24 protein-coding genes and 1 tRNA gene are annotated in these 26,275 nt (G+C 61.7%); 15 read left to right on the top strand and 10 right to left on the bottom strand.

Translation table 11 applies throughout. The features are described 5' to 3' along the window. Positions 1 to 161: 161 nt before the first annotated feature. The 5 genes from Clow_RS11780 to Clow_RS07705 form a co-directional block, all read right to left on the bottom strand. Positions 162 to 1,307: a hypothetical protein gene (locus Clow_RS11780; protein ID WP_156334767.1), complete on the bottom strand. Its 1,146-nt coding sequence runs from the start codon at positions 1,305 to 1,307 to the stop codon at positions 162 to 164. Positions 1,308 to 1,369: 62 nt separating this feature from the next. After that, positions 1,370 to 2,230 (bottom strand): hypothetical protein, encoded by an 861-nt coding sequence (locus tag Clow_RS11775; RefSeq protein ID WP_156334765.1) that lies wholly within the window; start codon positions 2,228 to 2,230, stop codon positions 1,370 to 1,372. Between the two features lie 158 nt (positions 2,231 to 2,388). Beyond that, entirely contained in the window at positions 2,389 to 2,721 is a 333-nt protein-coding gene (locus Clow_RS07715; RefSeq protein ID WP_055178206.1) for a hypothetical protein, read from the bottom strand. A gap of 171 nt (positions 2,722 to 2,892) precedes the next feature. After that, on the bottom strand, positions 2,893 to 3,168 hold the full coding sequence (locus tag Clow_RS07710; RefSeq protein WP_055178205.1) for a hypothetical protein: 276 nt from the start codon (positions 3,166 to 3,168) through the stop codon (positions 2,893 to 2,895). 16 nt (positions 3,169 to 3,184) lie between these two features. Then, positions 3,185 to 4,084, bottom strand: a complete 900-nt coding sequence (locus Clow_RS07705; protein ID WP_245625729.1) for an MspA family porin — start codon at positions 4,082 to 4,084, stop codon at positions 3,185 to 3,187. A 674-nt stretch (positions 4,085 to 4,758) separates the two neighbouring features. Here Clow_RS07705 and Clow_RS07700 point away from each other — a divergent pair. Continuing rightward, positions 4,759 to 5,118, top strand: coding sequence for a pentapeptide repeat-containing protein (locus Clow_RS07700; protein WP_055178203.1), 360 nt, complete (start codon positions 4,759 to 4,761; stop codon positions 5,116 to 5,118). Here the strand turns inward: Clow_RS07700 and Clow_RS07695 are convergent. Beyond that, a complete protein-coding gene (locus Clow_RS07695; protein WP_156334763.1) occupies positions 5,111 to 5,707 on the bottom strand; it encodes a hypothetical protein in 597 nt (198 codons plus the stop codon). The genes Clow_RS07700 and Clow_RS07695 overlap by 8 nt on opposite strands. A gap of 171 nt (positions 5,708 to 5,878) precedes the next feature. Between Clow_RS07695 and Clow_RS11450 the strand changes: the two genes are divergently transcribed. The 6 genes from Clow_RS11450 to Clow_RS07670 are packed head-to-tail and all read left to right on the top strand — an operon-like array spanning position 5,879 to position 13,521. Further along, the gene (locus Clow_RS11450; RefSeq protein WP_169786576.1) at positions 5,879 to 5,971 is read left to right on the top strand and encodes a potassium-transporting ATPase subunit F; all 93 of its coding nucleotides are present in this window, start codon (positions 5,879 to 5,881) and stop codon (positions 5,969 to 5,971) included. After that, positions 5,968 to 7,608 carry a potassium-transporting ATPase subunit KdpA gene (gene kdpA / locus Clow_RS07690; protein ID WP_055178201.1) on the top strand — a complete coding sequence of 547 codons (1,641 nt, stop codon included), beginning with the start codon at positions 5,968 to 5,970 and terminating at the stop codon, positions 7,606 to 7,608. Before Clow_RS11450 ends, kdpA begins: the two co-directional genes overlap by 4 nt. Continuing rightward, the gene (gene kdpB, locus Clow_RS07685; protein WP_055178200.1) at positions 7,605 to 9,659 is read left to right on the top strand and encodes a potassium-transporting ATPase subunit KdpB; all 2,055 of its coding nucleotides are present in this window, start codon (positions 7,605 to 7,607) and stop codon (positions 9,657 to 9,659) included. Before kdpA ends, kdpB begins: the two co-directional genes overlap by 4 nt. Then, positions 9,656 to 10,255, top strand: coding sequence for a potassium-transporting ATPase subunit C (locus Clow_RS07680; RefSeq protein ID WP_055178199.1), 600 nt, complete (start codon positions 9,656 to 9,658; stop codon positions 10,253 to 10,255). Before kdpB ends, Clow_RS07680 begins: the two co-directional genes overlap by 4 nt. A gap of 13 nt (positions 10,256 to 10,268) precedes the next feature. Then, the gene (locus Clow_RS07675; RefSeq protein WP_245625728.1) at positions 10,269 to 12,836 is read left to right on the top strand and encodes a DUF4118 domain-containing protein; all 2,568 of its coding nucleotides are present in this window, start codon (positions 10,269 to 10,271) and stop codon (positions 12,834 to 12,836) included. Continuing rightward, positions 12,829 to 13,521 (top strand): response regulator, encoded by a 693-nt coding sequence (locus Clow_RS07670; RefSeq protein WP_055178198.1) that lies wholly within the window; start codon positions 12,829 to 12,831, stop codon positions 13,519 to 13,521. Before Clow_RS07675 ends, Clow_RS07670 begins: the two co-directional genes overlap by 8 nt. Here the strand turns inward: Clow_RS07670 and thiC are convergent. Then, positions 13,503 to 15,302 (bottom strand): phosphomethylpyrimidine synthase ThiC, encoded by a 1,800-nt coding sequence (gene thiC / locus Clow_RS07665; RefSeq protein WP_082418601.1) that lies wholly within the window; start codon positions 15,300 to 15,302, stop codon positions 13,503 to 13,505. The two genes, Clow_RS07670 and thiC, sit on opposite strands and share 19 nt — an antisense overlap. A gap of 227 nt (positions 15,303 to 15,529) precedes the next feature. Here thiC and Clow_RS07660 point away from each other — a divergent pair, with 227 nt between their 5' ends. Then, positions 15,530 to 16,402: an alpha/beta hydrolase family protein gene (locus tag Clow_RS07660; protein ID WP_055178222.1), complete on the top strand. Its 873-nt coding sequence runs from the start codon at positions 15,530 to 15,532 to the stop codon at positions 16,400 to 16,402. Between the two features lie 172 nt (positions 16,403 to 16,574). On the opposite strand, the gene Clow_RS07655 is transcribed toward Clow_RS07660, so the two are convergent. Continuing rightward, positions 16,575 to 17,471, bottom strand: coding sequence for a GAF domain-containing protein (locus tag Clow_RS07655; RefSeq protein ID WP_156334761.1), 897 nt, complete (start codon positions 17,469 to 17,471; stop codon positions 16,575 to 16,577). Between the two features lie 32 nt (positions 17,472 to 17,503). Further along, positions 17,504 to 17,579, bottom strand: a tRNA-Thr gene (locus Clow_RS07650). Positions 17,580 to 17,809: 230 nt separating this feature from the next. On the opposite strand from Clow_RS07650, the gene thrE reads away from it, so the two are divergent. The 5 genes from thrE (at position 17,810) to otsB (ending at position 22,900) form a co-directional block, all read left to right on the top strand. Continuing rightward, a complete protein-coding gene (thrE, locus tag Clow_RS07645) occupies positions 17,810 to 19,285 on the top strand; it encodes a threonine/serine exporter ThrE (protein WP_055178221.1) in 1,476 nt (491 codons plus the stop codon). Between the two features lie 102 nt (positions 19,286 to 19,387). Further along, complete coding sequence (locus Clow_RS07640; protein ID WP_055178196.1) at positions 19,388 to 19,768, top strand: hypothetical protein; 381 nt, start codon at positions 19,388 to 19,390, stop codon at positions 19,766 to 19,768. Between the two features lie 63 nt (positions 19,769 to 19,831). Continuing rightward, entirely contained in the window at positions 19,832 to 21,334 is a 1,503-nt protein-coding gene (locus tag Clow_RS07635; protein WP_055178195.1) for an alpha,alpha-trehalose-phosphate synthase (UDP-forming), read from the top strand. Next, entirely contained in the window at positions 21,331 to 21,828 is a 498-nt protein-coding gene (locus tag Clow_RS07630) for a hypothetical protein (RefSeq protein ID WP_055178194.1), read from the top strand. The genes Clow_RS07635 and Clow_RS07630 overlap by 4 nt, the downstream gene beginning before the upstream one ends. Before the next feature lie 16 nt (positions 21,829 to 21,844). Beyond that, positions 21,845 to 22,900: a trehalose-phosphatase gene (gene otsB, locus Clow_RS07625; RefSeq protein ID WP_069724596.1), complete on the top strand. Its 1,056-nt coding sequence runs from the start codon at positions 21,845 to 21,847 to the stop codon at positions 22,898 to 22,900. Here otsB and Clow_RS07620 read toward each other — a convergent pair. Further along, a complete protein-coding gene (locus Clow_RS07620) occupies positions 22,897 to 23,997 on the bottom strand; it encodes a LacI family DNA-binding transcriptional regulator (RefSeq protein ID WP_055178193.1) in 1,101 nt (366 codons plus the stop codon). The two genes, otsB and Clow_RS07620, sit on opposite strands and share 4 nt — an antisense overlap. 119 nt (positions 23,998 to 24,116) lie before the next feature. On the opposite strand from Clow_RS07620, the gene Clow_RS07615 reads away from it, so the two are divergent. Continuing rightward, positions 24,117 to 25,346 (top strand): MFS transporter, encoded by a 1,230-nt coding sequence (locus tag Clow_RS07615; protein WP_055178192.1) that lies wholly within the window; start codon positions 24,117 to 24,119, stop codon positions 25,344 to 25,346. Between the two features lie 57 nt (positions 25,347 to 25,403). After that, positions 25,404 to 26,267: a metal ABC transporter solute-binding protein, Zn/Mn family gene (locus tag Clow_RS07610; RefSeq protein WP_055178191.1), complete on the top strand. Its 864-nt coding sequence runs from the start codon at positions 25,404 to 25,406 to the stop codon at positions 26,265 to 26,267. The last annotated feature ends 8 nt before the right edge of the window (positions 26,268 to 26,275 follow it).

Below are 26,275 nucleotides of genomic sequence, written 5' to 3'. Positions count from 1 at the left end.
AAATAATCACCAGAGGGATGACCCCAATGGGAATTAAGTGTCCCATTACATAATTTTCCTCATGCCACCCAATGATAATCGCATAGATAGGAAGAACAAAAAGAACAAGGAACATAAAAACTCTATATGCGGAATAGAAGATTCTCAATATTGCAGACTTACTATTCAACTGGATCCCTCCAAAACTGCTGAGATACCTTAGTTACTAACAGTCCCGCTGCATACGTAGCTGCTACTGTTGCGGCTACCGGAGCACCAGGACCAATAAACAGCCCCACACCCAGAGCTGCCGCCCCACCTAATGCATTTGTGGTCCAAGCCTTAGTAGGATCCATCCCTCCTTGTTCAATATCCATCATTGCCCCAGCGGCTACACCAAAACCACTCGCTCCACGTCCACCATATTTAGCAGCCTTCGCTAAATCATCAACCTTTTCTCCGGCTTCCTTAGCAAGGTATGCACTTTTTTCCGCAGCACCAAAAGAAGCTCCAGTTCCTACATTATAAACACCACCAGCAATGTCCGTTTCGGAAAAAGGTCCTCCTTTTTTCGATTCGTATTCTTTCTTTGATATATACCCATCCTGCCTCTTAACTACAGGGTCACCATTATCGTCCCATTCTAGTTCACGAACAGCAGAAACTTTTTCGTCTTTATTTTCCGTCACCCAATCGGTATGACCATCTTCCGCATTGACCCCATACAGAATATTTCCATTTTCTAAGCGGTAAGCTGGTGTATCTGCACCTTCATGATTCTTAGCACCATCGTGCCAACGCCCCTGCTCATCCTGGAACATCCCATCATACGGATCCTGAGTAACAGTCCCGTTGTACCACGTCTGATCGTTCTCTCCTGTCTCCGGCGGAGAAGTAACCAACGTATCATCAATCATCGTGGCATTATCTAGGCCACCCTCATCCTTCCATTCCAACGAAGCCACAGCCTCCTGCTGCCCCTCCGTATTATTATGCGTCCAATCCGACGTACCATCCCCATTAGGATGTTCAGTGACATACCCACCTTCACCATCAGCAAAGGAACGCTTATCCAACTCCCGGTTATAATAACCTGGTACCACTGTCCCCTGCGTCGGATCGGAAAACGTCGCATCACCATTATTAAACGGGTGATTATCCACATTAGAACCCTCACGAGTTCCCGTACGATTCGCCCAATCCTGACGATCCTGCTGCGGTAAATCTACCTCAGAATTATCAATAGTTTTAAGATTCGTGGGACTTCCATCCACATCCGACTGAACCTGCGACAGCGACTCCTGCTTTGTTCCATCCTTATTCGTCAAAGTCCAATCCGTACGTCCAGAATCATCCTCACGCGGATGCTCCGTCACAATGCGCCCATCATTCAATTCCCAGGAACGCTGCCCGTCACCGGATTTTTCGTCATATTCTCCGGATTTTTCGCAGGATTATCACTCGCAGGCTTCGTTGCACTATGTTTCTCTTTCTCTCGCCGAGCCTTCTCCTGCGCCGCCCTTGACGGCGACATATCATCGCTCTCATACTCAGGCATAGTGCGTTTATCCGGGTCCGCCACAATCGGCAACACCGTCGTACGCTCCGGATCCACCACCTGCACCAACTCACCGGTTTCCGGGTCTACCTCAAAATAAGTAGGCACTTCCCGCCCAGCGGCATCATAGGCCCACGGGGCCTTGACATGTTTCGTCACGTTACCCTGCGCATCAAGGACATCCACCGAGCCATCCGGGTTTTCTACAACCTGCCCACCAGGAGGAACATCAAGGTCATAGCGATATTCCCGAGGAGACTCCGGACCTTCGAGCACAATCAGCGATTGCTCACGCCCCTCCCCCCAATCAATATCACCCTGCCATGAACGATCACGACGTCGCCGGCGTTCCAAGACACCTAATCCACCAATAGCAGCGCCCACAGCACCCAACGGCCCCACAGGCTCACCCCCATCATCACCACGAGTATCCCCGGTTTCTCCCTCCACCGGTACTACTGGTGCCTCCGGGATAGCGGAAGTCTGTGTACTCTCCGCCTCTCCCGGCGCAGCGCTTGCAGGCGCAGCCTCTTCTCTTTCTTCGCTAGGGTCTACAACAAGGCTTTCACCTGCGAGATCATCGTGAATCTCGATACTTTTCTCCCCCGTGGCAGGGTCTACCCGTACCACCTCACCGGTACCGCGCCCAGTATCATCAACCACCGCTTGCACACCGTTGCCAAGATCAGCCACGCGCACCGTACGCTGCTGTCCATCATTTCCACGCACCTGTTCTTCCCATACCGGTACCGTAGGAACATTCGACCGCGCACTATCAGCAGCAGATCGACGATCCCCCTGCCCACTGCCACCAGTTTGCCCAGTACTCCTGCGAGCGTCCCCTAATGGGCCTAACTGCATATCCTGTTCATACTGCGAAGGAGTGCGCCCTGAATCATCCCACTGGTGAGTACGTTGCGTTCCAGTCCCATCGCTATCGTCCCACTGATGGGTACGTTCATGACCACCAGTAGTATCCTCATCCCATCGGTGGTCTCGCCCATACAGAGGGGCAGAATCCTCTTCACCACCGGTAGGACCACCAGTAGCACCCTGCTGTCCTCCGGCAGGGGGAGCAGGATTCGTATTCTGCCCTCCGGTATCATTATTTCCCTCTGGCCCACCAACGCACACATAGGGAGGCCACGCACCAGGACCTGGCTCTTGGCCAGGATGAGAAGCACGCCATAATGCTTCCATCGTGGCATTATGGGCAGCGGTTTCCCTGGCACACCGCTCTTCTGGGGTTTCCGCCCCAGCCTGCGGCGTCACCAGCACCATCACTGTACCGGCAGCAATCGCCGCTCCATAGCGCCGCCACACCTTGCTCTTTTGGTTCTTCATCATGGTTCCCTTTATCGCGACGTTCCCCGAACCCACAACGTAGTAAACCCTGACACCATCAGACCACCGCCAATAATCATCAGCACCACGTAAAAGAACATCACCTTCACATAGCCATACTGTGCAATCGGCTCGTCAAGATACTGCGACCACGTCAGCGCTCCTAGTACCACCGCAACGCCGATAACCAAATTGGCAATGGGAATCCATAACGGCTGCTTGCGCGGTACCTGCGCCGTTGCCTTCGAGACCTCCACCGGATACTCCTGCTGTTCTGCCTGTGTCATGATTGTGCTTTCCTTCCTATCGGATGCGCTGCGGATCGCCGTATACGTTCACAGCATCCACAGACGTGGGGCTCACGGTAGAAATCGTCACGTAAGAACGCACCGTCACCGGCCCCGCGCACCCATTGACCTGAAGATGAGCCCCGGTGAAACCACCCGCAGCACGCTTATATTCCTTATCAATAGGCATGGAAACCAGAGCAACATTGGTGATCTTGCCAGGATCCAGATGCCCCTTAATCGCCGGAGCGATCTCGGCCTTACCATCAACCCCGCCCTCAACCTTGCCGGTAGCGTCCGCTCCGGCTTCTAGCTTGCCGGTCGCGTCAGCACCACCTTCTACCTTGCCCGTGGCATCGGCCCCGGCCTCCCCCTTAACTTTTCCGTCTGCCCCTACCTGCACATTGCCCTCCGGCAGACTCACCGAAACACTCGGACCAGCCTCACCACCAACACCCACATTCGGACCACCCTCTAGCCCACCAGAGACACTCGGACCACCCTCAACTCCACCGGAAACGCTCGGGCCGCCTTCCACTCCACCGCTGACCCGCGGAGCAACACCTACTGTTCCGGCCACCTCATAATCCACACCAGTAGAGATGTCCACCCCGCAACCCACCTGATAGCCAGCCTCAAAGACAGCACCACGCAGTTCTGGTTCTCCCTGGCCGGTGATCCACACCTTGGCCTTCAAGCTGCCAAAGCTCTCCCCCGTGGTAACCGCCGAATCCAAGGGCGGTGCCACATTGATCGTCTCATCTTTCTTCTCTGCGTGGAGCACCCAACCATCCTCGGTGGTCTTTTCCACATACCGATTCTCCAGGGGCTTCTCCCCACCAAAGGGAGCAGCCGGCCACGGCACCGCATCCACCACTGGTGCCGCCTGAGCCATCGACACACCAGACACAGACATGACTCCCACAACCCCGATACTGAAGCGTGCTATCTGCTTTATCACTGCATACCTCCATATTTCCTAGTCCTTTTGCAGTGGAGAGTCACACTAGTCACAGCAGAAACATTTTGTAAATGTTTTATATTCACAAGCACACTACATTGGGCATCGACCGCTTCAATCCTTCCCCCACACCAACCCCTCCAGTACACTGCGCCAGCCACATGCGCCCCACATCATGCCTACCCTTGCGGACGCCCTAGACCACATCGGCACATGCCAAGCCCTGCCCGGGCGTTACCTCCCCGAGGACAGAGGAGCGAGAACAGCCCTCATCACCTACGCACAGCACTAGGTCCACTCATATTTTCTCATAGTTCATCAAGCCACATAAGATAAGAATGAGCAGACATTCGGTTAATCACTATCCCCGCACAGATCAGCCCACAGCTACCAACACTCCGCACGGCTTCATCAAAATGAATACCAATAAGCGAAAGTGAGTATGTATATATTTCCCATAATTTCTCCCACATTCTTCCCATTCCCCTTCGCTAACCACCACAGGGATTACGTCTAATTATTCATCACGTAGCACAAACCTCTCGGCAATCTCTTCCACCGGGTAGAGCCGACTTCCCCACCGCGTGAGATAATTCGCAAACTCCCTCTCAGTTCCCCTTAGGTTCCATATGTCCTCCCCGCTATTTCATATCCTCCCCGATGGAACTCCATTCCTAGAAGTCAATACGCCAATACGCGGGGAGGATTTTTCTGATCTCAACCTCGATGAGCTCGTATCCGTCTGGGTGGAGTTCCATCAGGTGAACTTCCGCAATTGTTCCCTGCGCGGGGCAGACTTCACCGAGGCCACCTTTGAAGAGGTGGACTTTAGCGGGGCGGACCTACGCGGCGCGCTCTTCTATGCCGCCAATATCGAGGCCTGCCGCCTCAACGGAGCCGATCTGCGCGGAGCCTCCGTTCCCCTCTACGCCCTAAAGCTCGGGGCGCTCGCTAGCGCTCGGATTGATCCCACCACAAAGTTTATCTAGGGATGGCAAAGCCTTCACCGCTCACAGCAACACAAACGGGGTTCTGACTACGATCTAGCAGTTCATCGAGTGCCATGAGCATGAGCAAATACTCCGAGTGTTCGGTGCCCTGATAATTCCGCGCGCAGGCTACCCATTGCTCATCACTGCCAGTAAGGGGAATACGCCGCCGCCCCTCCACCCATATATCCCCGTGTTCTTCGTCTAACCCCAATTCCCGCATAAACCAGGAATCGTTCACGTAGGCGTGGAACTCCCTTTTCACCTTCCTGGCCTGCTGGTGAACCGTCACGTACTGTGCCCAGGTGAATCCTCCGCGATCTATCACTATTCCCGCGTGGGAAAGCCCTCGGAAGTGAATATTCGCCAGGGCCTCATCCAGATGTATCCCCATGAGCGAGAGTGGGTGCGTATCCCACTCCGCGCAGCCCACCCGGTATTCCTCCCATTCCGCCTCGGTGGCTACCACGGGAATCGCCCCCAATTCCTCATCGTGCACCACCAGCCCCTCGGCGTTTTCTTCCACCACGTGACTGCACTGCCGCCGCAGGAAGTCGAGGAAGTCCCTTCGAGTGCTATGAGCCGCCATAGCCCCAGCCTGCTCCCCTCATGACACCCCGTCAAGATTCCGTCAAGATCGAGCTCAATCCCCACCCACCGGGCTTAGGTTGTTGCGCATGGTTAGTGATCTTCTCTACCTCGCCGTCACGGGCGCGGTTTTTTCTTGCCTGCTCCTCCTCGTCAAGGGGGTGGATGCGCTGTGACGTCGGATTGCGCCGTGGGCCTGTTCCTGGGCTTGGCCTCCCTGGTGTATCTCCTGGTTGCTTTGCTGCGTCCGGAGGATTTCGCATGAGCGCCACGCTTAACGCTGTTTTTCCCATCGTGGCGGTGTTCCTGGCTCTCGCCGGGGTTTATCTTCCCTTGGGTTCGTATATGGCGCGCGTGTTTTCCAGCCCGCGCCATACCTTCTTTGAACTCGCTTTGTATCGCCTCATGGGGGTCCATCCCGATGTGTCTCAGCGGTGGACGCGCTACGCCTCCGGGGTTCTTTTCTTCTCTATCTTTTCCCTCGTGGCACTCTATGCGATGCAGCGCTGCCAGGCATTTTTGCCGCTTCACCAGGGTTTCGCGGCGGTTTCTCCGGGGCAGGCGTGGAATACGGCGGCCTCCTTTGTTACCAATACCAATTGGCAGTCCTATTCCGGGGAGTCCACCATGAGCCCGCTCACTCAGATGATGGGTCTGGCGGTGCAGAACTTCCTTTCTGCCGCGGTGGGTATCAGCGTGGCGGTGGCTCTTATTCGCGGTCTCGCCTGCCGGGACGCCCAGGGGCGGATTGGTAATTTCTGGGTGGACCTCACCCGCTGCGTGCTGCGTATTTTGCTGCCTCTAGCGGGAATTGCCGCTCTGCTCCTGCTCACCCAGGGAGTCATTCAGAATCTCCACCCCGCCATTGCCGTACACCCATTCACCGGCGGTACCCAAATGATTCCCGGCGGCCCGGTGGCCTCCCAGGAGGCCATTAAGGAGTTGGGCACTAATGGCGGTGGTTATTTTGGAGCCAATTCTGCGCACCCCTTGGAAAATCCCACTGCGGTCTCCAACATGCTAGAGATTTTCCTCATTCTGCTCATACCGGTGAGCCTCACCCGTACCTTCGGCGTGATGGTGCGGGATCGTCGCCAAGGCTGGGCGCTGCTGGGCGCCATGTCTGTGCTTTTCGTGGCTTCCTTGGCCGTGGTGTTGCTCGCGGAAAGCGGCAACCTGGAGGGCCGGGAGTTACGCTTTGGCACGGTGCCCTCGGCGTTCTTTGCGGTGTCTACCACCATGACGTCTACGGGGGCGGTGGATTCCTTTCATTCCAGCTATAGCCCCTTGGGCGGCGGAATGTTGCTGCTGAACATGTTACTGGGGGAGGTTTCCCCCGGTGGGGTGGGTTCCGGGCTCTACGGCATGCTCATCTTGGCGCTGCTCACGGTGTTTCTGGCCGGGCTCATGGTGGGCCGCACCCCGGAGTATCTAGGTAAGCGCATTGGGGTGCCGCAGATGGTCAAGGTCTGCCTGTACATCTTGGTCATGCCCGCCTTGGTGTTGGGCGGGGTGGCTCTTTCGGTGGTGCTTCCCGGCACGCGCGCCACGCTTTCTACCACCACGGATGGTGCTCATGGTTTCACGGAGGTGGTGTATGCGCTGGCCAGCGCGGCCAATAATAATGGCTCTGCCTTTGCCGGGTTGGACGCCAATACCCCGTGGTGGAACACCGCCCTGGGGGTGGTGATGCTGCTGGGTCGCTTTGTTCCCATGCTGATGGTGCTCGCGCTGGCCGGTTCGCTGGCGTCGCAAAAGCCCATTCCGGCTACCTCGGGCACCATGCCCACTCATCGCCCGCTTTTCGTGGGGCTGCTCGTTGGGGTCGCCCTCATCGTGGGCGCGCTCACTTTCCTTCCAGCCCTCGTTCTCGGCCCGCTCGCGGAGGCTTTCTCCCTATGAATAAGCACGTTATTCTCGGCGCCCTTCCCCTGGCGCTGCGCAAGCTCAATCCCCGCCGCCTCGTGCGGGTTCCGGTGATGTTCCTGGTGGAGATCGGGGCGGCTTTTACCCTGGTCATGGGGATAGTTGAACCCAGTTTCTTCACCCTTTTCCTCTCCGCCTGGCTGTGGGCCACGGTGTTCTTCGGCGTCCTGGCTGAGGCAGTGGCAGAGGGGCGCGGCAAAGCCCAGGCGGCGTCGCTCCGCGCCTCGCGCGGCAGCACCACCGCCCGGCGCGTTCCCTCGGATACGCTTATCGACGCCCCCGCGGACACCGCGGAGATCATCGGTTCCGAGTCCCTGCGCAAGGGCGATCACGTACTGGTGTTGGCGGGCGAGGTCATTCCCGCCGATGGCGATGTGATGGCCGGGGCCGCGAGCGTGGACGAGTCCGCGATTACGGGGGAATCTGCCCCCGTCATTAGGGAATCGGGTGGGGATCGGTGCGCGGTCACGGGCGGTACGCGGGTGCTGTCCGATCGCATTATCGTGCGCATGAGCAGCGAGCCGGGGCAGAGCTTCATGGATCGCATGATCGGCCTGGTGGAGGGTTCGCAGCGCAAGAAAACCCCCAATGAGCTGGCTCTGAGTATGTTGCTGACGGTGCTCACGGTGATCTTTGTGCTGGTGGTACTCACCCTTGCTCCGATGGCGGCCTTCCGCGGCGCGGAGCAGTCCCCCGTGGTGCTCGTGGCGCTCATGGTGTGCCTCATTCCCACCACCATCGGGGCGTTGCTCTCCGCCATCGGTATCGCGGGCATGGATCGGTTGGTGGGGCGCAATGTGCTGGCTATGTCCGGGCGCGCGGTGGAGGCCGCCGGGGATGTATCCACCCTCTTGCTGGATAAGACCGGCACGATCACCGTGGGTGATCGCCGCGCCGTGGACCTGATTCCGGTGGGTACCACCTCGGCTGCGGAGTTCACCAAGGCCTGCCAGCTGGCCTCGCTGGCCGACGAAACCCCGGAGGGGCGTTCCGTGGTCACGCTGGCGGATACGCGCACCCGCGCGGTGAATCCCCAGGAGTATAGCGGGCTGACCTTCCTTCCCTTTAGCGCGCAGACCCGCATGAGCGGGGCTCAGATCAATCCGCGCGAGCGGATCGTCAAGGGTGCCGCCAGCGAGGTCTGCGGGCTCGTCGAAAGCCTGGGTGGCACCGTTGCCTCGCTGACCTCTCAGATCGTGAAGGAGATCAGTGCCTCGGGAGGCACGGCTCTGGTGGTGGCGCACCTTGACTGCGATCCCGCCACCGGGGAGCCCACCGCGGGCGTGGTGCTGGGCGTGATTCACCTCAAAGACGTGGTGAAGCCCGGCATGACGGAACGCTTTGCGCAATTGCGCGCGATGGGTATTCGCACAGTGATGATTACCGGCGATAATGCGCTGACCGCCCGCGCCATCGCCGCCGAGGCCGGGGTGGACGATGTTCTGGCCGAAGCCACCCCGGAGGATAAGTTGGCGCTGATTCGCCGCGAGCAGGCCGGTGGGCACCTGGTAGCCATGACGGGCGATGGCACGAATGACGCCCCCGCCCTGGCCCAGGCTGATGTGGGGGTGGCGATGAATACCGGCACCTCGGCGGCCAAGGAGGCCGGGAACATGATCGACCTCGATAGCGACCCCACCAAGCTCATCGACATCGTGCACATCGGAAAGCAGCTGCTCATTACCCGTGGGGCGCTGACCACCTTCTCCATCGCCAACGACGTAGCCAAGTACTTTGCCATCATCCCCGCGATGTTTATTGGTGCCTTTCCCGGCCTAGCGGTGCTCAACGTCATGCACCTTCACAGCCCGCACACGGCCATCCTCTCTGCGGTGATCTTCAACGCCCTAGTGATCCTGGCGCTCATTCCCCTGGCGCTGCGCGGGGTGCGCTATCGCCCCAGCGGGGCGGCCACCCTGCTGCGGCGCAACCTCGCCGTTTTTGGCCTGGGCGGGGTGCTCGTTCCCTTCTTGGGTATCAAGGCCATTGATCTGATTCTTAGCGCTCTTCCCGGAGGTCTCCTGTGATTCCCTCTCGTACCGTGCTGCGCACCGCGCGTTCCGCCCTGGTTACCGTGGGGCTTTTCACCGTCATTCTGGGCCTGTGTTATCCGCTCACCCTGGTGGGAATCGGAATGATTGCCCTGCCGCATCAGGCGGCGGGTTCTCCCCTCTACGATGCCTCCGGGCAGGTGCGCGGTTCCGCCTTGCTGGCTCAGCAACCGCAGCAGCAACAGCCCCAGCATGCGGGGTGGTTTTATCCGCGTCCCAGCGCCGGGGAGGGGCAGGCCTCGAATATGTCCCCCGCCGATCCCGCTTATGCGGCCCTGGTGGAGCAACGGCGAGTGGAGGTGGCCGAGCGCGAGCAGGTGGCTCCCCAGGAGGTTCCCGCCGAGGCCGTGGCCGCCAGCGGTTCGGGGCTCGACCCCCATATTTCTCGGACCTATGCTGAGATGCAGGTACCTCGGGTGGCTCGCAATACGGGCCTGGCCGAGGGGACGCTGCGCCGCCTCATCGCCCAGAATCAGCAGCCCTTTGCGCTCAATGGTTCTGCCGATGGGCCTCCGGTGAACGTCACCACGCTCAATGCCGCCGTGGCGGAAGCCGCGCGACATTCCGGGTAGTAGGAGATTCTTGGTGGAACAACGGTTGGTAGAGGCACACAACGCTCCGACAGGCCAGCCCCGGCGCGGGCGCTTGAAGATTTACCTGGGTTTTGCCCCCGGCGTGGGGAAAACCTGCGCCATGCTCAACGAGGCCCACGAGTTAGTGGCCCAGGGGCGCAGCGTGCTCGTGGGCGTGGTGGAGGATCATGGCCGCCCCCGCACCGCCGCCCTGGTGGAGGGCCTAGAGGTGCTGCCCCGCCACTACGAACACGGTTCCATGTACGGAGAACTCGACGTGGAAGCCGTGCTCGCCGCCCACCCGGATACCGTGCTGGTAGATGAGCTCGCCCACACGGTGCTCGGCTCCGCCCAGGCCCCCGACGCTAAGCGCTGGCAGGATGTGCACCGGCTTCTCGACGCCGGGATTAACGTGCTGAGCACGCTGAATATTCAGCACGTGGAATCGCTTAACGACGTCGTTTTTGCCATCACAGGGGTGCGCCAGCGCGAGACCCTGCCGGATAGGGTGCTGCGCGAGGCCGACCAGATCGAGCTAGTGGACCTCTCCCCCGATACCCTGCGCGTGCGCCTGGCGCGCGGGCTGATCTACCAGGGCGATACCGCCCAGCGCGCCCTCGATCATTATTTCCGCCTGGGTAACCTCACCGCGCTGCGGGAACTCGCCCTGCTGTGGTTGGCGGACAAGGTGGAAGAGGGCATGGCGCAGTACCGCACCGAACGCGATATTCACGCCTCCTGGCCCACCCGCGAGCGCGTGGTGGTGGGGGTTTCCGGTTCCCCCGGCTCGGACGTGCTCATTCGCCGCGGCGCGCGGATCGCCGGACGGGTGGCCGACCGCGAGCTGGTGGTAGTCCACGTGGCACGGGATGATGGCTTTTCCCGACGACCCCCCGATTCCCTGCGCAGCCTGCAAAAACTCACCGAGGATCTAGGCGGCCAGTGGCGGGTGATCGCCGGCGATGAGGTGGCCGATACCCTGCTGGGTTTTGCCCGCACGCTCAATGCCTCCCAGATCGTCATTGGTTTGGGGGCCAGCACGCGGCGCCACCGCCTCGGGGCCACGCAGCTGAGCAAGCAAATCATCAACCAGGCCGGGCACGTGGACGTGCACATCGTGGCGGCTGAGGGAACGGGTGCCGGGGTGGCGTCGGAAGCCCCCGCCCAAGCCCGCCGCAATTACCTAAGCACCGGGCGCAAGGCGGTGGGCTGGGGCGTGGCCGCGGTTGCGCCCCCGCTGGTAACGCTCGCGCTCACCGCCTTTCACCCCAGCCCGGATTATGTGGGGGCCGTGCTGCTGGGGTACTTGACCATCGTGGTCTTTGCCGCCCTAGCCGGGGGCTTGCGTCCCGCGATCCTCGCGGTGCTTTCCGGTTCCTTGCTGGTCAATTGGTTCCTCACCACCCCGGAGCACACCCTCACCATCACCGAGCCGGAATCGCTCATCAGTATTCTCTTCTTTTTCATCGTGGCGGTGTGCGTGGCCTGGATCGTGGACGTGGCAGCACAGCGTACCCACCAGGCGCAACAGCGCCAGGCCCAGGCAATTGTGCTGGCCGACCTCGCGCGCGGGGCGATTCACGAGGGCGACGATCTCCCCTCCCTACTCCGGCGTATCCAGCAGACCTTCTCCCTGCACCGCGTGGATTTGCAGCGCTGGGCGCCGGAAAGCCACCAATGGGTGACCTTGGAATCCACCTCGCCGCGCGGGCTCGTCGATAAGTGGGACCCGGAGGCCGGGGAGCGGGTGGAATTGGGGCCGCGCCTGCGCCTGAGCATGGCGGGCCCGGAGATTCGCCCCGAGCAGCGCACCATGATCGAGGCTCGCGGCGCACGGATTACCGCCATCCTGGACCGCCAGGAGATCGACGCCGTGCGCCGCGCCGCGGCCGCCCTAGAAACCAGCAATCGGGTGGGTTCGGCCCTGCTCGCCGCCGTCTCCCACGATCTGCGCACCCCGCTGGCTAGTATCAAGGCCGCGGTCTCCGGGCTCATGCTTGGCGACGTCCCCCTGCCCCCCGAGGCGCACGCCGCACTGATCGAAAGCATTGAGGAATCCGCCGATAGGTTAGAAACCGTAATCGGCAATCTGCTGGATATGAGCAGGCTCAACTCCGGGACCATCGCCGTACACCAGCGCCGCCTGCGCGCCGCCGAGATCATCGAGGCCGTGCTCGCGGAGCAACCCGAACTGCGCGAGCACATCCGGGTGGAGGTGAGCGAGGGACTTCCCGCCTTGCTGGGCGACTCCGGTTTGCTGCAACGCGCCCTGGCGAACCTGCTGCGCAATGCCCTGCTGCACGGCGAAGCCCCGGTGCTGATGCGCGCCGTGGCCGTGGAAGATACCGTGGAGATTCAGGTGATTGACCACGGCCCCGGTATCCCCGAGGATCAGCGCGAAACCCTCTTTACCCCCTTCGTGCACCGCAACGATACCGGCACGGGGTTGGGGCTCGGCCTAGCCGTGGTGCGCGGTTTTGCCGAGGCCATGCACGGGGACATTCGCGTGGACGATACCCCCGGTGGCGGAGCCACCATGATCCTTTCCCTTCCCGCCGCGACAGGAGGCAGCGATGAGTGATGCCACCCGCATCCTCGTGGTAGAAGACGACGCCTCGCTGGCCCGCGTGGTCCTCATACACCTGCGCGCCCGAGGCTACGAGGTCACCGTGGCTACCACCGCCGCCCAGGCCCTCGACTGCGCGCGGAAGTGGCAGCCCCACGCCCTGCTGCTTGACCTTGGGCTTCCCGACGCCAGCGGGCTCACCGTGCTGCGCTCCCTGCGGGCATGGAGCGGGGTGCCGGTGCTCATTATCTCCGCCCGCCACGACCACGAGGGCAAAATTAATGCCCTTGACGAGGGCGCGGACGATTACGTGACCAAACCCTTTTCCATCGGGGAATTGCTGGCCCGCCTGCGCGCGGCGCTGCGGCGCTGCCCGCAGACCGAAGCCGCCTCCCCCGTGGTCACCACCGCCGACGGCGCTTTGAGCATCGACCTCTCCCAATCACTCGTGCGGTACCACGGCCAGCCGGTGCACCTCACCCCGCACGAATGGGGAGTGGTGGCCCACCTGGCCAGCCACGCCGGGCAGTTGGTGCGCAAGGCCGATCTGCTCAAGGCCGTGTGGGGGGATTCCTACGAGCGGGAGACCAACTACCTGCGGGTGTACCTCTCCCAGGTACGGCAGAAACTAGAGCGCGATCCCTCCCACCCCGAGCACTTTCTCACCGAGGCGGGGATGGGTTACCGCTTTGTAGTGTGAGGGGTTGTTTGAGCTTGCCGGGCTTGCGGCGTTGCTGGGCTTGTGCTGCCTGTGCTCTCTGCGCTGGGGCTTTGCGGCGTGAGCGGCAGGTAGAGGCGGTTTCCGCCCTCGTGGAACTCCTGTGATTTCTCCGCCATACCCGCCTCAATGGCCTCCACGGAGGTCAACCCGTGCGCCCTCGCATAATCGCGCACGTCCTGGGAGATACGCATGGAACAGAACTTCGGCCCGCACATGGAACAGAAGTGAGCGGTCTTGGCGGGTTCGGCAGGCAGGGTTTCATCGTGGTATTCCAGCGCCGTATCGGGATCGAGTGCCAGGGCGAATTGATCGTGCCAGCGGAACTCAAAGCGGGCCTTGGAAAGCGCATCGTCACGCTCCTGGGCGCGCGGGTGCCCCTTGGCAAGATCGGCGGCGTGCGCGGCGATCTTGTAGGTAATCACGCCCACTTTCACATCATCGCGGTTGGGTAGGCCCAGGTGTTCCTTCGGGGTGACGTAGCAGAGCATGGCGGTGCCCGCCTGACCGATCACCGCCGCACCGATGGCGGAGGTGATGTGGTCGTAACCCGGCGCGATGTCGGTAGCCAGGGGACCAAGGGTGTAGAAGGGCGCGCCGTGGCACCAATCCTCCTCCCACTCCACGTTCACCGGAATCTTGTGCAGGGGCACATGCCCCGGCCCCTCGATCATCACCTGTACCCCGCGGGAACGGGCAATCTCAGTGAGTTCGCCCAGGGTGCGCAGTTCGGCTAGTTGGGCCTCATCGTTGGCGTCCGCGATGGAACCGGGGCGCAGCCCATCACCCAGGGAAAAGGTGACGTCGTAGCGCGCAAGAATGTCGCACAATTCCTCAAAGTGGGTGTAAAGGAAGGATTCGCGGTGCTCCTTGAGACACCAGGCCGCCATGATGGAGCCACCGCGAGAGACGATGCCCGTTACCCGCTCGGCGGCCAGGGGAACGTAGCGCAGTAACACTCCGGCGTGCACCGTCATGTAATCCACGCCCTGTTCACACTGCTCAATCACGGTATCGCGGTAGATCTCCCAGGTGAGCTTGGTGGGATCGCCCTTCACCTTTTCCAGGGCCTCGTAAATGGGCACGGTACCCACCGGCACCGGGGAATTACGCAGAATCCACTCGCGGGTCTCGTGAATATCGGAGCCAGTAGAAAGATCCATGATGGTATCTGCGCCCCAGCGCGTGGCCCACACCATCTTTTCCACCTCTTCCGAGATAGAGGAGGTAACCACGGAATTGCCCATATTCGCATTGATCTTCACGGCAAAGGCCTTGCCAATAATCATGGGCTCAATTTCCGGGTGATTCTTATTGGCGCAAATCACCGCGCGGCCCGCCGCTACCTCCCGGCGCACAAACTCCGGCTCCATGCCCTCGCGGTGAGCGCAAAAGGTCATCTCCGGGGTGATGATTCCCGCCCGTGCCCAGGACAATTGCGTTTGCACCGCTATCTCCGGGTGCTGCTCGCTGGCCGGGGCTGCGGCGGGCTTCTCCCACCCATCGCGGGTACGCGGCAGGCCGCGTTCCAGGTTCAGTTCCGGCTGGGCCTCCGTGTACGGACCCGAGGTGTCATAGACCTCGAAGTTCTCCCCCGTAGTGAGCTCAATGGCGCGGGCGGGCAGGCGCAGGGTGGTGCTGGAACCATCGGTGTTGCGGTGTTCCACCTGGCGGTAGGTTTTGTGGCTGCGGTAGATCGGGCCGGTGGTGATGGTGTGCGTACTGGGGTTGCTCTGGCTGTTGTTGGTGCTGCGCGCAGGCATGATGAAAAGGCTCCTTCCCTTCGCCGGCATGACCCGGACAGGTTCAAACGGTCGCCCCTCGTTCCATGCGCGTTCTGCGCTGGGGCCTCTCAGTGCGCGGCGCGCGCACTCCCGTGGTTTCTTGTGCCCAACGGTAGCAAAGGTGCTTTTAGCTCGCGTCTAGTACATCCCCAGTGTGCTGGGCGAAACTCTCTCCCATATTTAGTGATTCTGATAACATGCAGGCCATGCGCGCTTCCATCCCAACCTCAGACAACCGCGAACTCAGTGCCCAACTCTTCCTCCCCGAACACGAGGACACTACACTGCCCGCCGTAGTCATTCACCCCGCCACCGGCGTCCACAAGGGCCTCTACGCCGCCTGCGCACAATACCTCGCTGACCACGGAATCCCCGTGCTCACCTACGACTATCGCGGCACCAACGAATCCGCCCTGCCCAGCGACTACAAAGATAAAAACATCGGCATGAGCGACTGGATGCTTTGCGACGTCCCCGCCGCCAACCGTTTCCTGCGCTCACGCTACCCCGACCGCAAAATCGTCGCCATTGGACACTCCGTGGGCGGACACGGCCAGCTCGTTTCCTTCCAGGACGAGCCCGTAGACGCCATCGCACTCGTGGCCAGCCACGCCGGAATTACGCGGCTCATTCCGCCCCTCCCAGAACGACTCAAAGTGGGGTTCGTATTCAACGTCTTTACCCCGCTCACGGCCCGCTTCTTGGGTTACGTTCCCGTGGACAAGATCGGCATGGGCAAGCCCGTACCCGCCGGCATCATGCTCCAATGGCGACACTGGACGCGCATGCCCCAATACTTCTTCGACGATCCGAACTTCCCCGACCAAGGCACCCCGCTCCCCCAGCGCTTTGCCAAGGTCACCGCGCCCGTGCTCTCTATTGTGCTGAACGACGACCCCTGGGCCACCAGGGAGGCCTCCGACGTTCTGCTGCGTCGCCTCACCGGAGCCAGCGTGGAAAAGCGGGATATTAGCCCGGCTTCTATTGGAGCCAAGGAGATTGGGCACATGGGCTTCTTTAGGAGCAAGAGCAAGGACCTGTGGGAGGGGCTGTATGAGTGGGTAGTGAAGGCGACTTAGCGGGGTGAGCCACCGGGACTATCGGCTCACCTCGGAGCTTTCCTCCTTGTAGAACCAATGGGCACCCCTAGACCCTGACTGCGGTTTGGGATTTTCCCTGAAGTATCGTTCCGGGTCTGCCTGAAGCAGAAGCACCTTCTCCGTGTACAGCGCGTCCGTTCCCCTATAGCGTTTACGCATTGCCGTTGCCCTCCTCTGCGTCACGACCAGTGCCCCACATCATACACCCCAACCTGCGATCTATTGCAGGTGTATCTTTCACAACAGAAAAAGTAATTGCCAACATTCCCGCATAGTATCCCAGAAGAACCACGTCTAATGGTTGAATATCATTAGCGCGCGGCGCGTCTATCGTCACGATTCCAAACAATTTATCATTACTTGAAACTGGATATGTAGCGAACGAACCATATCCCCGATGAGAGCGCTCCGCCATCGGCAAGTGGGCGGTATCGGGTTCATATCGTTCATACTTCCGAAGGGCTAAGTCAAAGGTCTTATCCCCCGGCTCAAATACTCTCCGCGACGGGGTTCCACTACCACCTTCATGGCCCCATCCCCAGGCCACAAGGCGCGGAGGGTCCACGCGATCGACGATAAAGAGGTTGGCTCGCACCCCTACCGTCTCCGGGCCAAGATAACTCCGAATCAAGCCAAGAATAGACTTACGTACAATCTCCATCTGCACCTTCAAAGATGATGGAGTGGTCGCCATGAGACCATTAACCAGTAGATATATCGCAACACCTATTTGCTCTAGATAGAACTCATACGTTTCCCCTTCTTCCATGAGGCGCCTTCGAGTTTCCTCATCCATTTTCTTCTGCACTTTCTCTTCACGCCCCATTCTCATAGCCGTGAGAGTTCCACCTGTAATTATCATCAGCCCCGTTAGCGCCAGCCACCACCAATCAAGGTGCCCATCAGTTTCACGAATAAAGGCACCCGGAATAGCCGCCAAACTCATCAGCAGTGGAGGAAGTGCCTGTGGACATGACGCAATCCACCTAAGCCATGTCGGCTCTTCAACTACAACGTTCTCCCCCAATGTTTTTCTACTACCAGGCATAATTTCCCCCTCAGCTCCCCTGGCTTCCCCCTTGGAGCTGGAGACGAGACTTGAACTCGCAACCTACGGTTTACAAGACCGTTGCGCTACCAATTGCGCCACTCCAGCAACAACACCGCCGAGCACTCTCGGCAACAGCGTTGTGGAAGATGGTACAGGATAGCCGAGTCCACCTCTCTACCCACACCCCTTTTACCCATCTCACCTGCCCCTATGCAGCCGCCCCGGTGCCCCGCTAAAGTTTCTTCCACCGTCGCTTGCGCACTGGTCTCACCACCACGCTCTGCAAGCACCTAGCACCCATGAACCACCCGTGAGCCCAGAAAGGTTGTGTGAGCGTGCCAAATATCCGCGAACGTCTGAGCAACTGGCGCAATCAGTCCCCGCACGCAGCCACGATTGATACCGCCAAGGCCGCTCCCCCGCCCTCCCCCCTGGCCCCCGTGGATCTCACGGACTATAACCAGGTGGCGGGCGTGATGGACCTTGCCGCCCGCATTGGGGATATTTTGTTGTCCTCCGGGACGTCGAATAGCGATACCAAGGCGCAGATGCACGCGGTGACCTCGGCTTATGGCCTGTGGTGGTGCCACGTGGACATCACGATGAATAACATCACCGTTTCCACGCACATCGGCACCACCAGGAAGTCTCCGGTGACGGTGTTTCGCGTGGTGCGCACGCTGACCACGGACTTTTCCAAGCTCTCGGCGGTGGACCGGCTGATCCGTTCCATTCAGGCGGGTGCTACGCCTCCCGACGTCGCGGAGCGGATTCTCGATGAAATCGAGGCCCAGCCCACGGCTTATGGCCCGGCGACCTCGATCTTTGGTTGGGGCCTCATGGGTGGCGCGGTGTCGATGCTGCTGGGCGGTACTCCGCTGGTGGGTGTTATCTCCTTTATCACCTCCATCGTCATCATGTCGATGAGCCTTTTTTTGACCAAGCACCACCTACCGGTGTTTTTCCAAAACGTCATTGGCGGCGTTATGGCCACTATTCCCGCGGCTCTTTCCTACGCCGCAGCGGCGGAGTTTGGGGTGGAATTGCGGCCCAGCCAGATTGTGGCCTCGGGAATTATCGTGATGCTGGCCGGTTTAACGCTCGTGCAATCTCTCCAAGACGGCATTACCGGCGCCCCGGTGACGGCCAGCGCGCACTTCTTTGAAACCCTCCTTTTCACTGGCGCCATCGTGGCGGGCGTGGCTATTGGCCTGCAATTATCCTCCTACGTGGGTATTTCTTTGCCACCGATGGAATCGGTGGCTGCCCCTAATCCGGCCTCGCCGGGGGTGAGGGTTCTCGCGGGTACGGCGGCCTCCGTGGGGTTTGCCATTGCCTGTTATGCGGAGTGGTCGGCGGTATTGCTTTCCGGCATTACCGCCATGACGGGTTCGGTGTTCTATTACTTCCTTTTCGTGCCGATGGGCGTTTCCACGGTGATGGCCGGCTCGATGGCCGCCGTGATTATCGGCTTTGCCGGTGGCCTTCTGGCACGCCGTTTCCAGGTGCCGCCGCTGATTATCGCGATTGCCGGTATTACGCCCATGCTGCCTGGCCTGGCGGTATATCGCGGTATGTACGCCGCCTTGAATGAGCAAATGCTGGTGGGCTTCACCAATATCGCCACGGCGCTGGCTATCTCCTGTGGTCTGGCAGCGGGCGTGGTGTTTGGTGAATGGATCGCGCGGCGCGTGCGCCGTCCGCAACGCTTCAACCCCTATCGCGGGTTCAAGGTCGCAGGCCGGGCCACGCTCCAACAGGCTCAGCAGGCCCGGCAACAGTTGCGACGCCGGGGCGCGCGGCGTCGCTAAGTGGCGTCGATAAGCCCCGGCAAACACCGATAAGGGCACGTGCCCCGCCCATAGCGTAGAATGATGTGCCTGAGTATTTAGCCCCACGCACCAGGAGGATTCGTGCCGCCCAAGGTTACTGACACCCGCCCAAGCGCCGAGACCCTGCACCGGGTCGAGGAGGAGACGGCCGCTGCCGCCCGCCGCATTGTGGCGAGTTATGCCGAAAATATGCTTGACGGCGTGACGCTGATGTCCATGCTGGGCGTGGAGCCCGCGGGGTTGGTGCACCGCAAGTTCGCGGAGGAGTACAAGGAGCCGGAGCCGAAGAAGGCCACCAAGCGCACCCGCAAGTCCACGAAGAAAACCACCAAAAAGACTGCGGCTAAGAAGAGCACCAAAAAAACTACAAAAAAGACAACCAAAAAGACCACAAAGAAAACCACAGCTAAGAAGTCCACCAAAAAGACCACCGCAAAAAAGACGGCAAAGAAAACCTCCTAAGAGGTTCATCGAAGCCGCCACCTCATAGGGCGGGGCTGAGCAAAAGCGACTAGCCTTAAACGCATGGGTGAAAGCAACAATAATTTTGTGGTGGTGGCTAACCGCCTGCCGGTGGATATGCAGCGGGCGGAGGACGGCTCGCCGCGCTGGGTTCCCAGCCCCGGCGGTCTGGTGGCGGCCCTCTCCCCGGTGCTAGAGAGCCAGCAGGGCTGCTGGGTGGGCTGGCCTGGGGTGATTGACGAGGCCCCCGAGCCCTTCCGCACCGATGAGGGAGTGCTGCTCTACCCGGTCACGCTTTCCGCCGAGGATTATCGGGACTTCTACGAGGGCTTTTCTAATGCAACCCTGTGGCCCCTGTATCACGATCTCATCGTTACCCCGGAGTTCCACCGCGAGTGGTGGGCCGCCTATAGGGAGGTGAACCTCAAGTTCGCGGAGGCCGTGGCGCACGTGGCTGCCGAGGGCGCTACCGTGTGGGTGCAGGATTATCAATTGCAGCTGGTACCCGGTATTTTGCGCCAGATGCGCCCGGACCTCACCATCGGTTTCTTCCTCCACATTCCTTTCCCCAGCCCCGATCTTTTCCGTCAATTGCCCTGGCGCGAAGAGGTGGTGCGCGGGCTGCTGGGCGCCGATGTGATCGGCTTCCATCTAGAGGACAATGCGCGGAACTTCCTCACCCTGGCCGCGCAGGTTTCCGGTGCCGCCGGTTCGCACACGGGCCAGCCGGATACCCTGCATATTCGCGGCGAGGTAGCCACCCGCGCAATCAACGCCCATGTCACGGCTCCCGACGGCCGCCAGGTGGGCGTGGGTGCCTTCCCCATCTCTATCGACGTCGCCTCCGTGCCCCAACCCGAGCCCGAAAAGGTTGCCGCGCTGCGCCGCGACCTGGGAGAGCCCGACCTCATCATCTTGGGCGTGGACCGCTTGGATTACACCAAGGGCATCTTGCAGCGCCTGCGCGCCTACGAGGAACTGCTGGCCGCCGGTGCCCTACCACCCAAGACGGTGTTCTTGCAGATCGCCACGCCCTCGCGCGAGCGGATCGAGCACTACCGCCGCACCCGCTCCAAGGTGGAAGAGGCGGTGGGCCGGATTAACGGCCAGCACGGCACTCCAGGGCGACCCGTGGTGGAGTACCTGCACCGCTCGGTGCCCAAGTCCACGCTGGCCACCTACTATGCGGCAGCCGATATTATGCTGGTCACCCCGTTTAAGGACGGCATGAACCTGGTGGCTAAGGAGTACGTGGCCGCGCACCCCGATGGCAGCGGCGCCTTGGTGCTCAGCGAGTTTGCCGGGGCCGCCGAGGAACTTCCCCAGGCCTACCTGTGCAATCCCTTTGACTTGGAGGCGATCAAGCGCAGCATCCACCGCGCCGCCAGCGATCTGCGCACCACACCGCAGGAGACCCGCGCCCGCATGGAGGCCATGCACCAGCAGGTACACACGCACGATGTCAACCTGTGGGCACGTGCCTTCCTGAGCAGCCTAGACGAGGCCGCCGCACAAGAGCACGGCACCCAAGCAACCACCCCAACCCCCACCGCGGAGCCGCGATGAAGCAGACGAGACAGAAGCACCCTGCAAAGGCAGCCACCCTCGCCGCCACCATCGCCGCGACCGCTCTCGCTGCCTGTGCCCAGGAACACAGCGCGGTCGTGGGTCCCACCTGGCAGGTCACCGGCCTGTATCTCGATCCCACAGAAAGCGGCGATCTCCCCGCCAGCGCGGCGGGCCTGGCGATGTTCTCCTTCGGGGAGGGCACCATCGCGGGTTCCACGGGGTGTTCCCGCATCCAGGGCATCGTGAACTTCACCAAGGATGGGGAATCCTCCCCCGCCCAGGACGCCGATACCGTGGCCTTTGAGCAGGTGGACTTTGAGGATCGCAGCGAGGATTGCCAGGGCGGGGCGGCCTATACGGATGCCACGCTGCGCGATCTGCTGCGCGGGGACTTCACCATCGCCCAGCCCTCGGAGGCGGAGCTGGTGCTCACGCAGCGCTCCGATGAGGTGGACGCCCCCGCCATCCGGCTCACCACCAACGCCGCCTAAAGGTAGCGTGGGGCGCATGTCTTTCCACAACACCGTCTCCTCCGCAGCCCAGGCCCCGCGCCTGCTCGTCGTCAGCGATTTTGATGGCACCCTCGCCGGTATCAGCGAGGACCCCATGAACGTCCCGGTTAATCGCACCTCCGTGGCGGCGCTATCAGCGCTGGCCGGTATGCCGGATACCCGCGTGGTGATTCTGAGCGGGCGCAACCTCGCCCAACTGGACGTCGTATGCCCCACGCAGCCCCCCATCGCGCGGGTGGGCTCCCACGGCGCGGAGCCGGAGCGCCACGAGGCGGAGCTCAGCCCCGAGCAGCGCGCGGCTCTCGACGCCCTGGCGGCCGAGCTGGAAGCCCTCTGCGAGGGAGTGGAGGGGGCCTTCGTGGAATACAAGCCCTACCAGCGGGTATTCCACTACATTCGGGTGCGTGACGAGGAGGTCATGCGCGGCCTGCTCGATGAGGTCTCCCAACTCGATCCGCGCGGCACACACGTGACCTGGGGCAAGCGCGTGGTGGAGTTTTCCGTTTCCACCGCCACCAAGGGCACCTGGCTGCGCGGCGAGATGGAGCGCTGGCAGCCCCAGGCCACGGTGTTCCTGGGCGATGACACCACCGATGAACACGGCTTTGAGGTGATGGGCAGCGGCGATCTCTCCGTCAAGGTCGGCCAGGGCGACACCGCCGCGAACACCCGCGTGGCCGATATTCAAGAAGTCGGGGAGCTTCTCGACGCCCTGGCGCGCGCCCGCGCCGAGCGTATCGACGTCGCCACGCTCAACCCCGCGCAGCACTTCCACCTCGCGGCGGCGGAACTGGCCGCCGTGTTAGTGCAGGCCACCCCGGAGCAGTGGGACGCCCACACCCGCGATCTGCTCGCCCCGCTCATCTCCGCCGAGGCCGCCCACCCCTCCCAAGCGTGGGCGCGCTTCACCGCCGCCACGGCGTCGGCTGTGGAGGCAGCCGGGGAGGATAGCGCCTTTGCCCGGCTTCTTGCTCAAGATCTCTGCCCGGAGATTTTTCAGCGCAGCCGGGAACTCGCCATGGCTCTGGGGGCGCGCACCTACCTCGGCTAGTGGCGCGGCGGTGCCACCGTGCGGCCGGGATAGAACTCCGTGCTCAGGATGGTTCGCTGGGGTTCTCCCGCCGTGTGTTCCCAGCTCGCCTCCGTGCTCACTTGTTCGAGCAGGGCTGTTCCCGCCGCCACGCCCTTCATGCGGTTGGGCTGGATCACCGTGGTGAGTCCGCGTTCCAAGGCGGCGGCCACGCCGTCAAAGCCCGTCACGGATAAGTCCTCGGGCACGCGCAGGCCGTGGTCGGCGGCATAGGCGAGCACCCCGTGGGCCATCGAGTCGGTGGTACACAGCACGGCGGTGAGTTCGGGGTGGGTTTCGAGCAGTTGCTGCGCGGCCTGGTAGGCGCGGGGGGCGTCGTTAATATGCCTGGTCACCACGGGAATCGCGGCGGTATCCAGCCCGGCCTCGGCAAAAACGTCCAGGGCGCCGAGCACGCGGTCGCGCTGAATGTGAAGGCTCGCGCGGTCAAGATCGGCCTGGTCGATAAAGCCGTCCACGGGGTCACGGTGCAGGCGAATCGCCAGGATTCCCACGTGCCTATGCCCCGCCTCCACGAGGGCCTGGGCGGCAGGGCGGATGGCGCGGCGGTCGTCGATGCCCACGAAGGGCACGTCCTCAATGGTGGTGGGCTGGCCGCAAATCACGGTGGGCAAACCGCGGGCGAGCACGGCGCGTAAATCGGGGTCGTCCTCGGCCACGGAATAGACCACGAAGCCGTCCACGGAGGCCCCGGCCACCAGGCTCGTGCGACGCGGGGCATGGGCGCCCACGGGTATGAGGGTGAGCGAGGTCTCCGAATCCGCGCAGGCCTCCGCCACCCCAGCGAGGAAGTCCACGGAGGGTTGATCGTCAAAGGCGTAGGTGAGGTCCTCGGTGAGCACCACGCCGATGGCCCCGGCGTGCCCGCTGCGTAGGCTGCGGGCGGTGGGGTCGGGGCCGCTATATCCCTTGGCCCGCGCCACGGCCAGAATCTTCGCCCTGAGCTTGGGGGATAACTGCTCGGGGTGGTTATAGGCATTGGAAACAGTGGTGCGGGAAACCCCCAATTCAGCAGCAATAGAGGCCAAGGTGGCCTTGGAGGTATTCCGGCGGGGCATAGGGGAAGGCTAGCACGGGGGCGGGACGGGGCGTTTTCTTTTTCCTCAAACGCCAGCGCGGCCCACCGCGCCCGTTTACACTTCCCCCTTATCTATCCCCTCTCCGAAAAACCAACCCCATGCCCCACCGCCTCGCTCCCCTCGCCCTTGCCAGCGCCTACTTTCTCAGCGCGCTCTGCGGTTCCATCACTTCGGTAGCCGTGGCGGTGTACTTTGCCGCCACAGGGGTGGGGGCCTGGGCGGTCACCGGGACGCTGGTGGCCGGGGCCGTCGCCCAGATTTTTGCCGCCCCGCTCCTGGCGCCGCTCTTTGACCGCTACCCCCAAAAGCACATCGCGCTGGCCTCCTTCTGCGTGGATATGGCCGTATTGTTCGTGCTCATCGCCTGGCCGCAGCCCGTGCTTCTGGTGGCGGGCACCTTCATCAGTTCCGCCACGGCGGGCGTGGCCGTGCCCGCGCTCTTTTCCCTGGCCGAGGGGCTGGAGGCCAAGGGTGCGGCGGTGGCCTTTTCCCGCATGGATACCGGCCGCCTGGCGGGAAACTTCGCCGGGCTCGCCCTAGGTGGTCTCCTCGTGGAGGTGTTCTCGCTGCGCGGCGCCTTTCTGCTAGAGATGGCGGCCTGCCTGGTGAGCATGGCGATCCTCATGGCGTTCACCTCTGCCACCCCGCCGCCGACGCCCCCGGCAGCTCCCGCGGCAACTCTCCCAGCAGCTCCCGTAGAGCCCGGGGCGTCGCCAGCAAAGAAACCCAGCTTCCTCGCCCAGGTGGCTCAGGCCCCCGCCCTGCTCCTGCGCAATCGCACCACCAGGGCGGCCCTGCAATCCCTGTGGTTCGCCATCATCTTCACCTCGCTCTATAACGTCGCCCTGGTGTTCTTCGCCGTCGATGTACTCCACGCCGGTGGCCTGGGTTATGCGGTGCTCATGCAGGCCTTCATCGTGGGGCGCATCCTCGGGGCTCGGGTCTCGGGCCGCCTGGGCAACGACCCCGCACGGGGTAGTCACCTGCGCACGCTCAACCTCTGCGGTTTGGTGATGGGCACGGGAATCTTTGTGGCCGCTGTCTGCGGAAATATCGTGATTGCTGCCATGGGCTTCTTCATCGCGGGCACCTGCAATGCCGTGCAGGTGGCGGCGCTGCGGCTCACCGTCTCCCAGCACGTCCCGCAGGAAGTGCAGCCCAAGGCGCTCTCCTCGATGGGCTCGATCAATACCTCCGCCATGCTCTTCGGTTATATCGTGGGCGCACCCGTGATGGGAGTACTCGGCCCCACCGCTACGTTGCTGCTGGCGGGAGCGGGTACGGCCGCCGTCTCTGGGGTTTCTCTGCTGCGGCACCGCACAGCGTAGGATTTTCAACAGATTCCCATATTGACATCCGTTTGCAATAAGGGTTAGCTAAATCCCATGCTTTCCCGCCGCCTTACTCTCCCCCTCGCCAGCCTAAGCCTCCTCACCCTGAGCGCCTGCGCCGCCGAGAACACTGAGAACGCCGACGATTCCGGCGCCACCTCCATCGTGGCCTCTACCTCCGTGTGGGGCAGCCTGGCGAGCAGCGTCACCGAGGGCACCGGCACCGAGGTCACCTCGATCATCACCGGCAACGTCACCGACCCCCACCACTTCAGCCCGAGCGCCGCCGATCTCGCGCGCGCTCACAACGCCACCTTCACCGTCGTGGGCGGCGGGGGCTACGATGCCTGGCTCTACGAGGGGCTTGACGACGCCCAGGTGATCCACGCCCTGCCACTGACCGCCCACTCCCACGATCACGGGGAGGAACACGGGGGCGAGGAGATAGAAAACGAGCACATTTGGTTTGACGTTGATTCCCTCTCCAAGGTGGCCCAGGAGATTGCGGAGCGCGTGGATGGGGCCAATGCCGCCCCCATCCAGTCCGAGCTGGCGGAGCTCAAGAAAAGGCTAGAAGCCCTACCCAATGCCCGCGTGGCCCAGACCGAACCCATTGCCGATTACCTCATTGAGGATTCCCCCCTCCAAGAGGTCACTCCCGAGGGGTATCGCCACGCCACCCTGGCAGAGAGCGAACCCTCCGCCGCCGACCTCGCAGCTTTCCTCGACCTTATTAATGAGGGCGGAATTGACGCTTTAGTTTATAACCCACAAACCGCCACGGATATGACCAAGCGCATCCGCCAGGCCGCCGAGGATAAAGGTATAATAATTGTAGAGGTATCGGAAACTCCCGCCGAAAACCAAGATACCCTAGACTTTCTTACCCAAGCGGTCAATAACTTTGAACTGATTTAGTATTAAGC

The sequence above is a fragment of the Corynebacterium lowii genome, from assembly GCF_001412085.1.
Taxonomy (GTDB): domain Bacteria; phylum Actinomycetota; class Actinomycetes; order Mycobacteriales; family Mycobacteriaceae; genus Corynebacterium; species Corynebacterium lowii.
The sequence above is the reverse complement of the archived record's forward strand: the minus strand, read 5'-3'. Positions and strand labels throughout refer to the sequence as shown.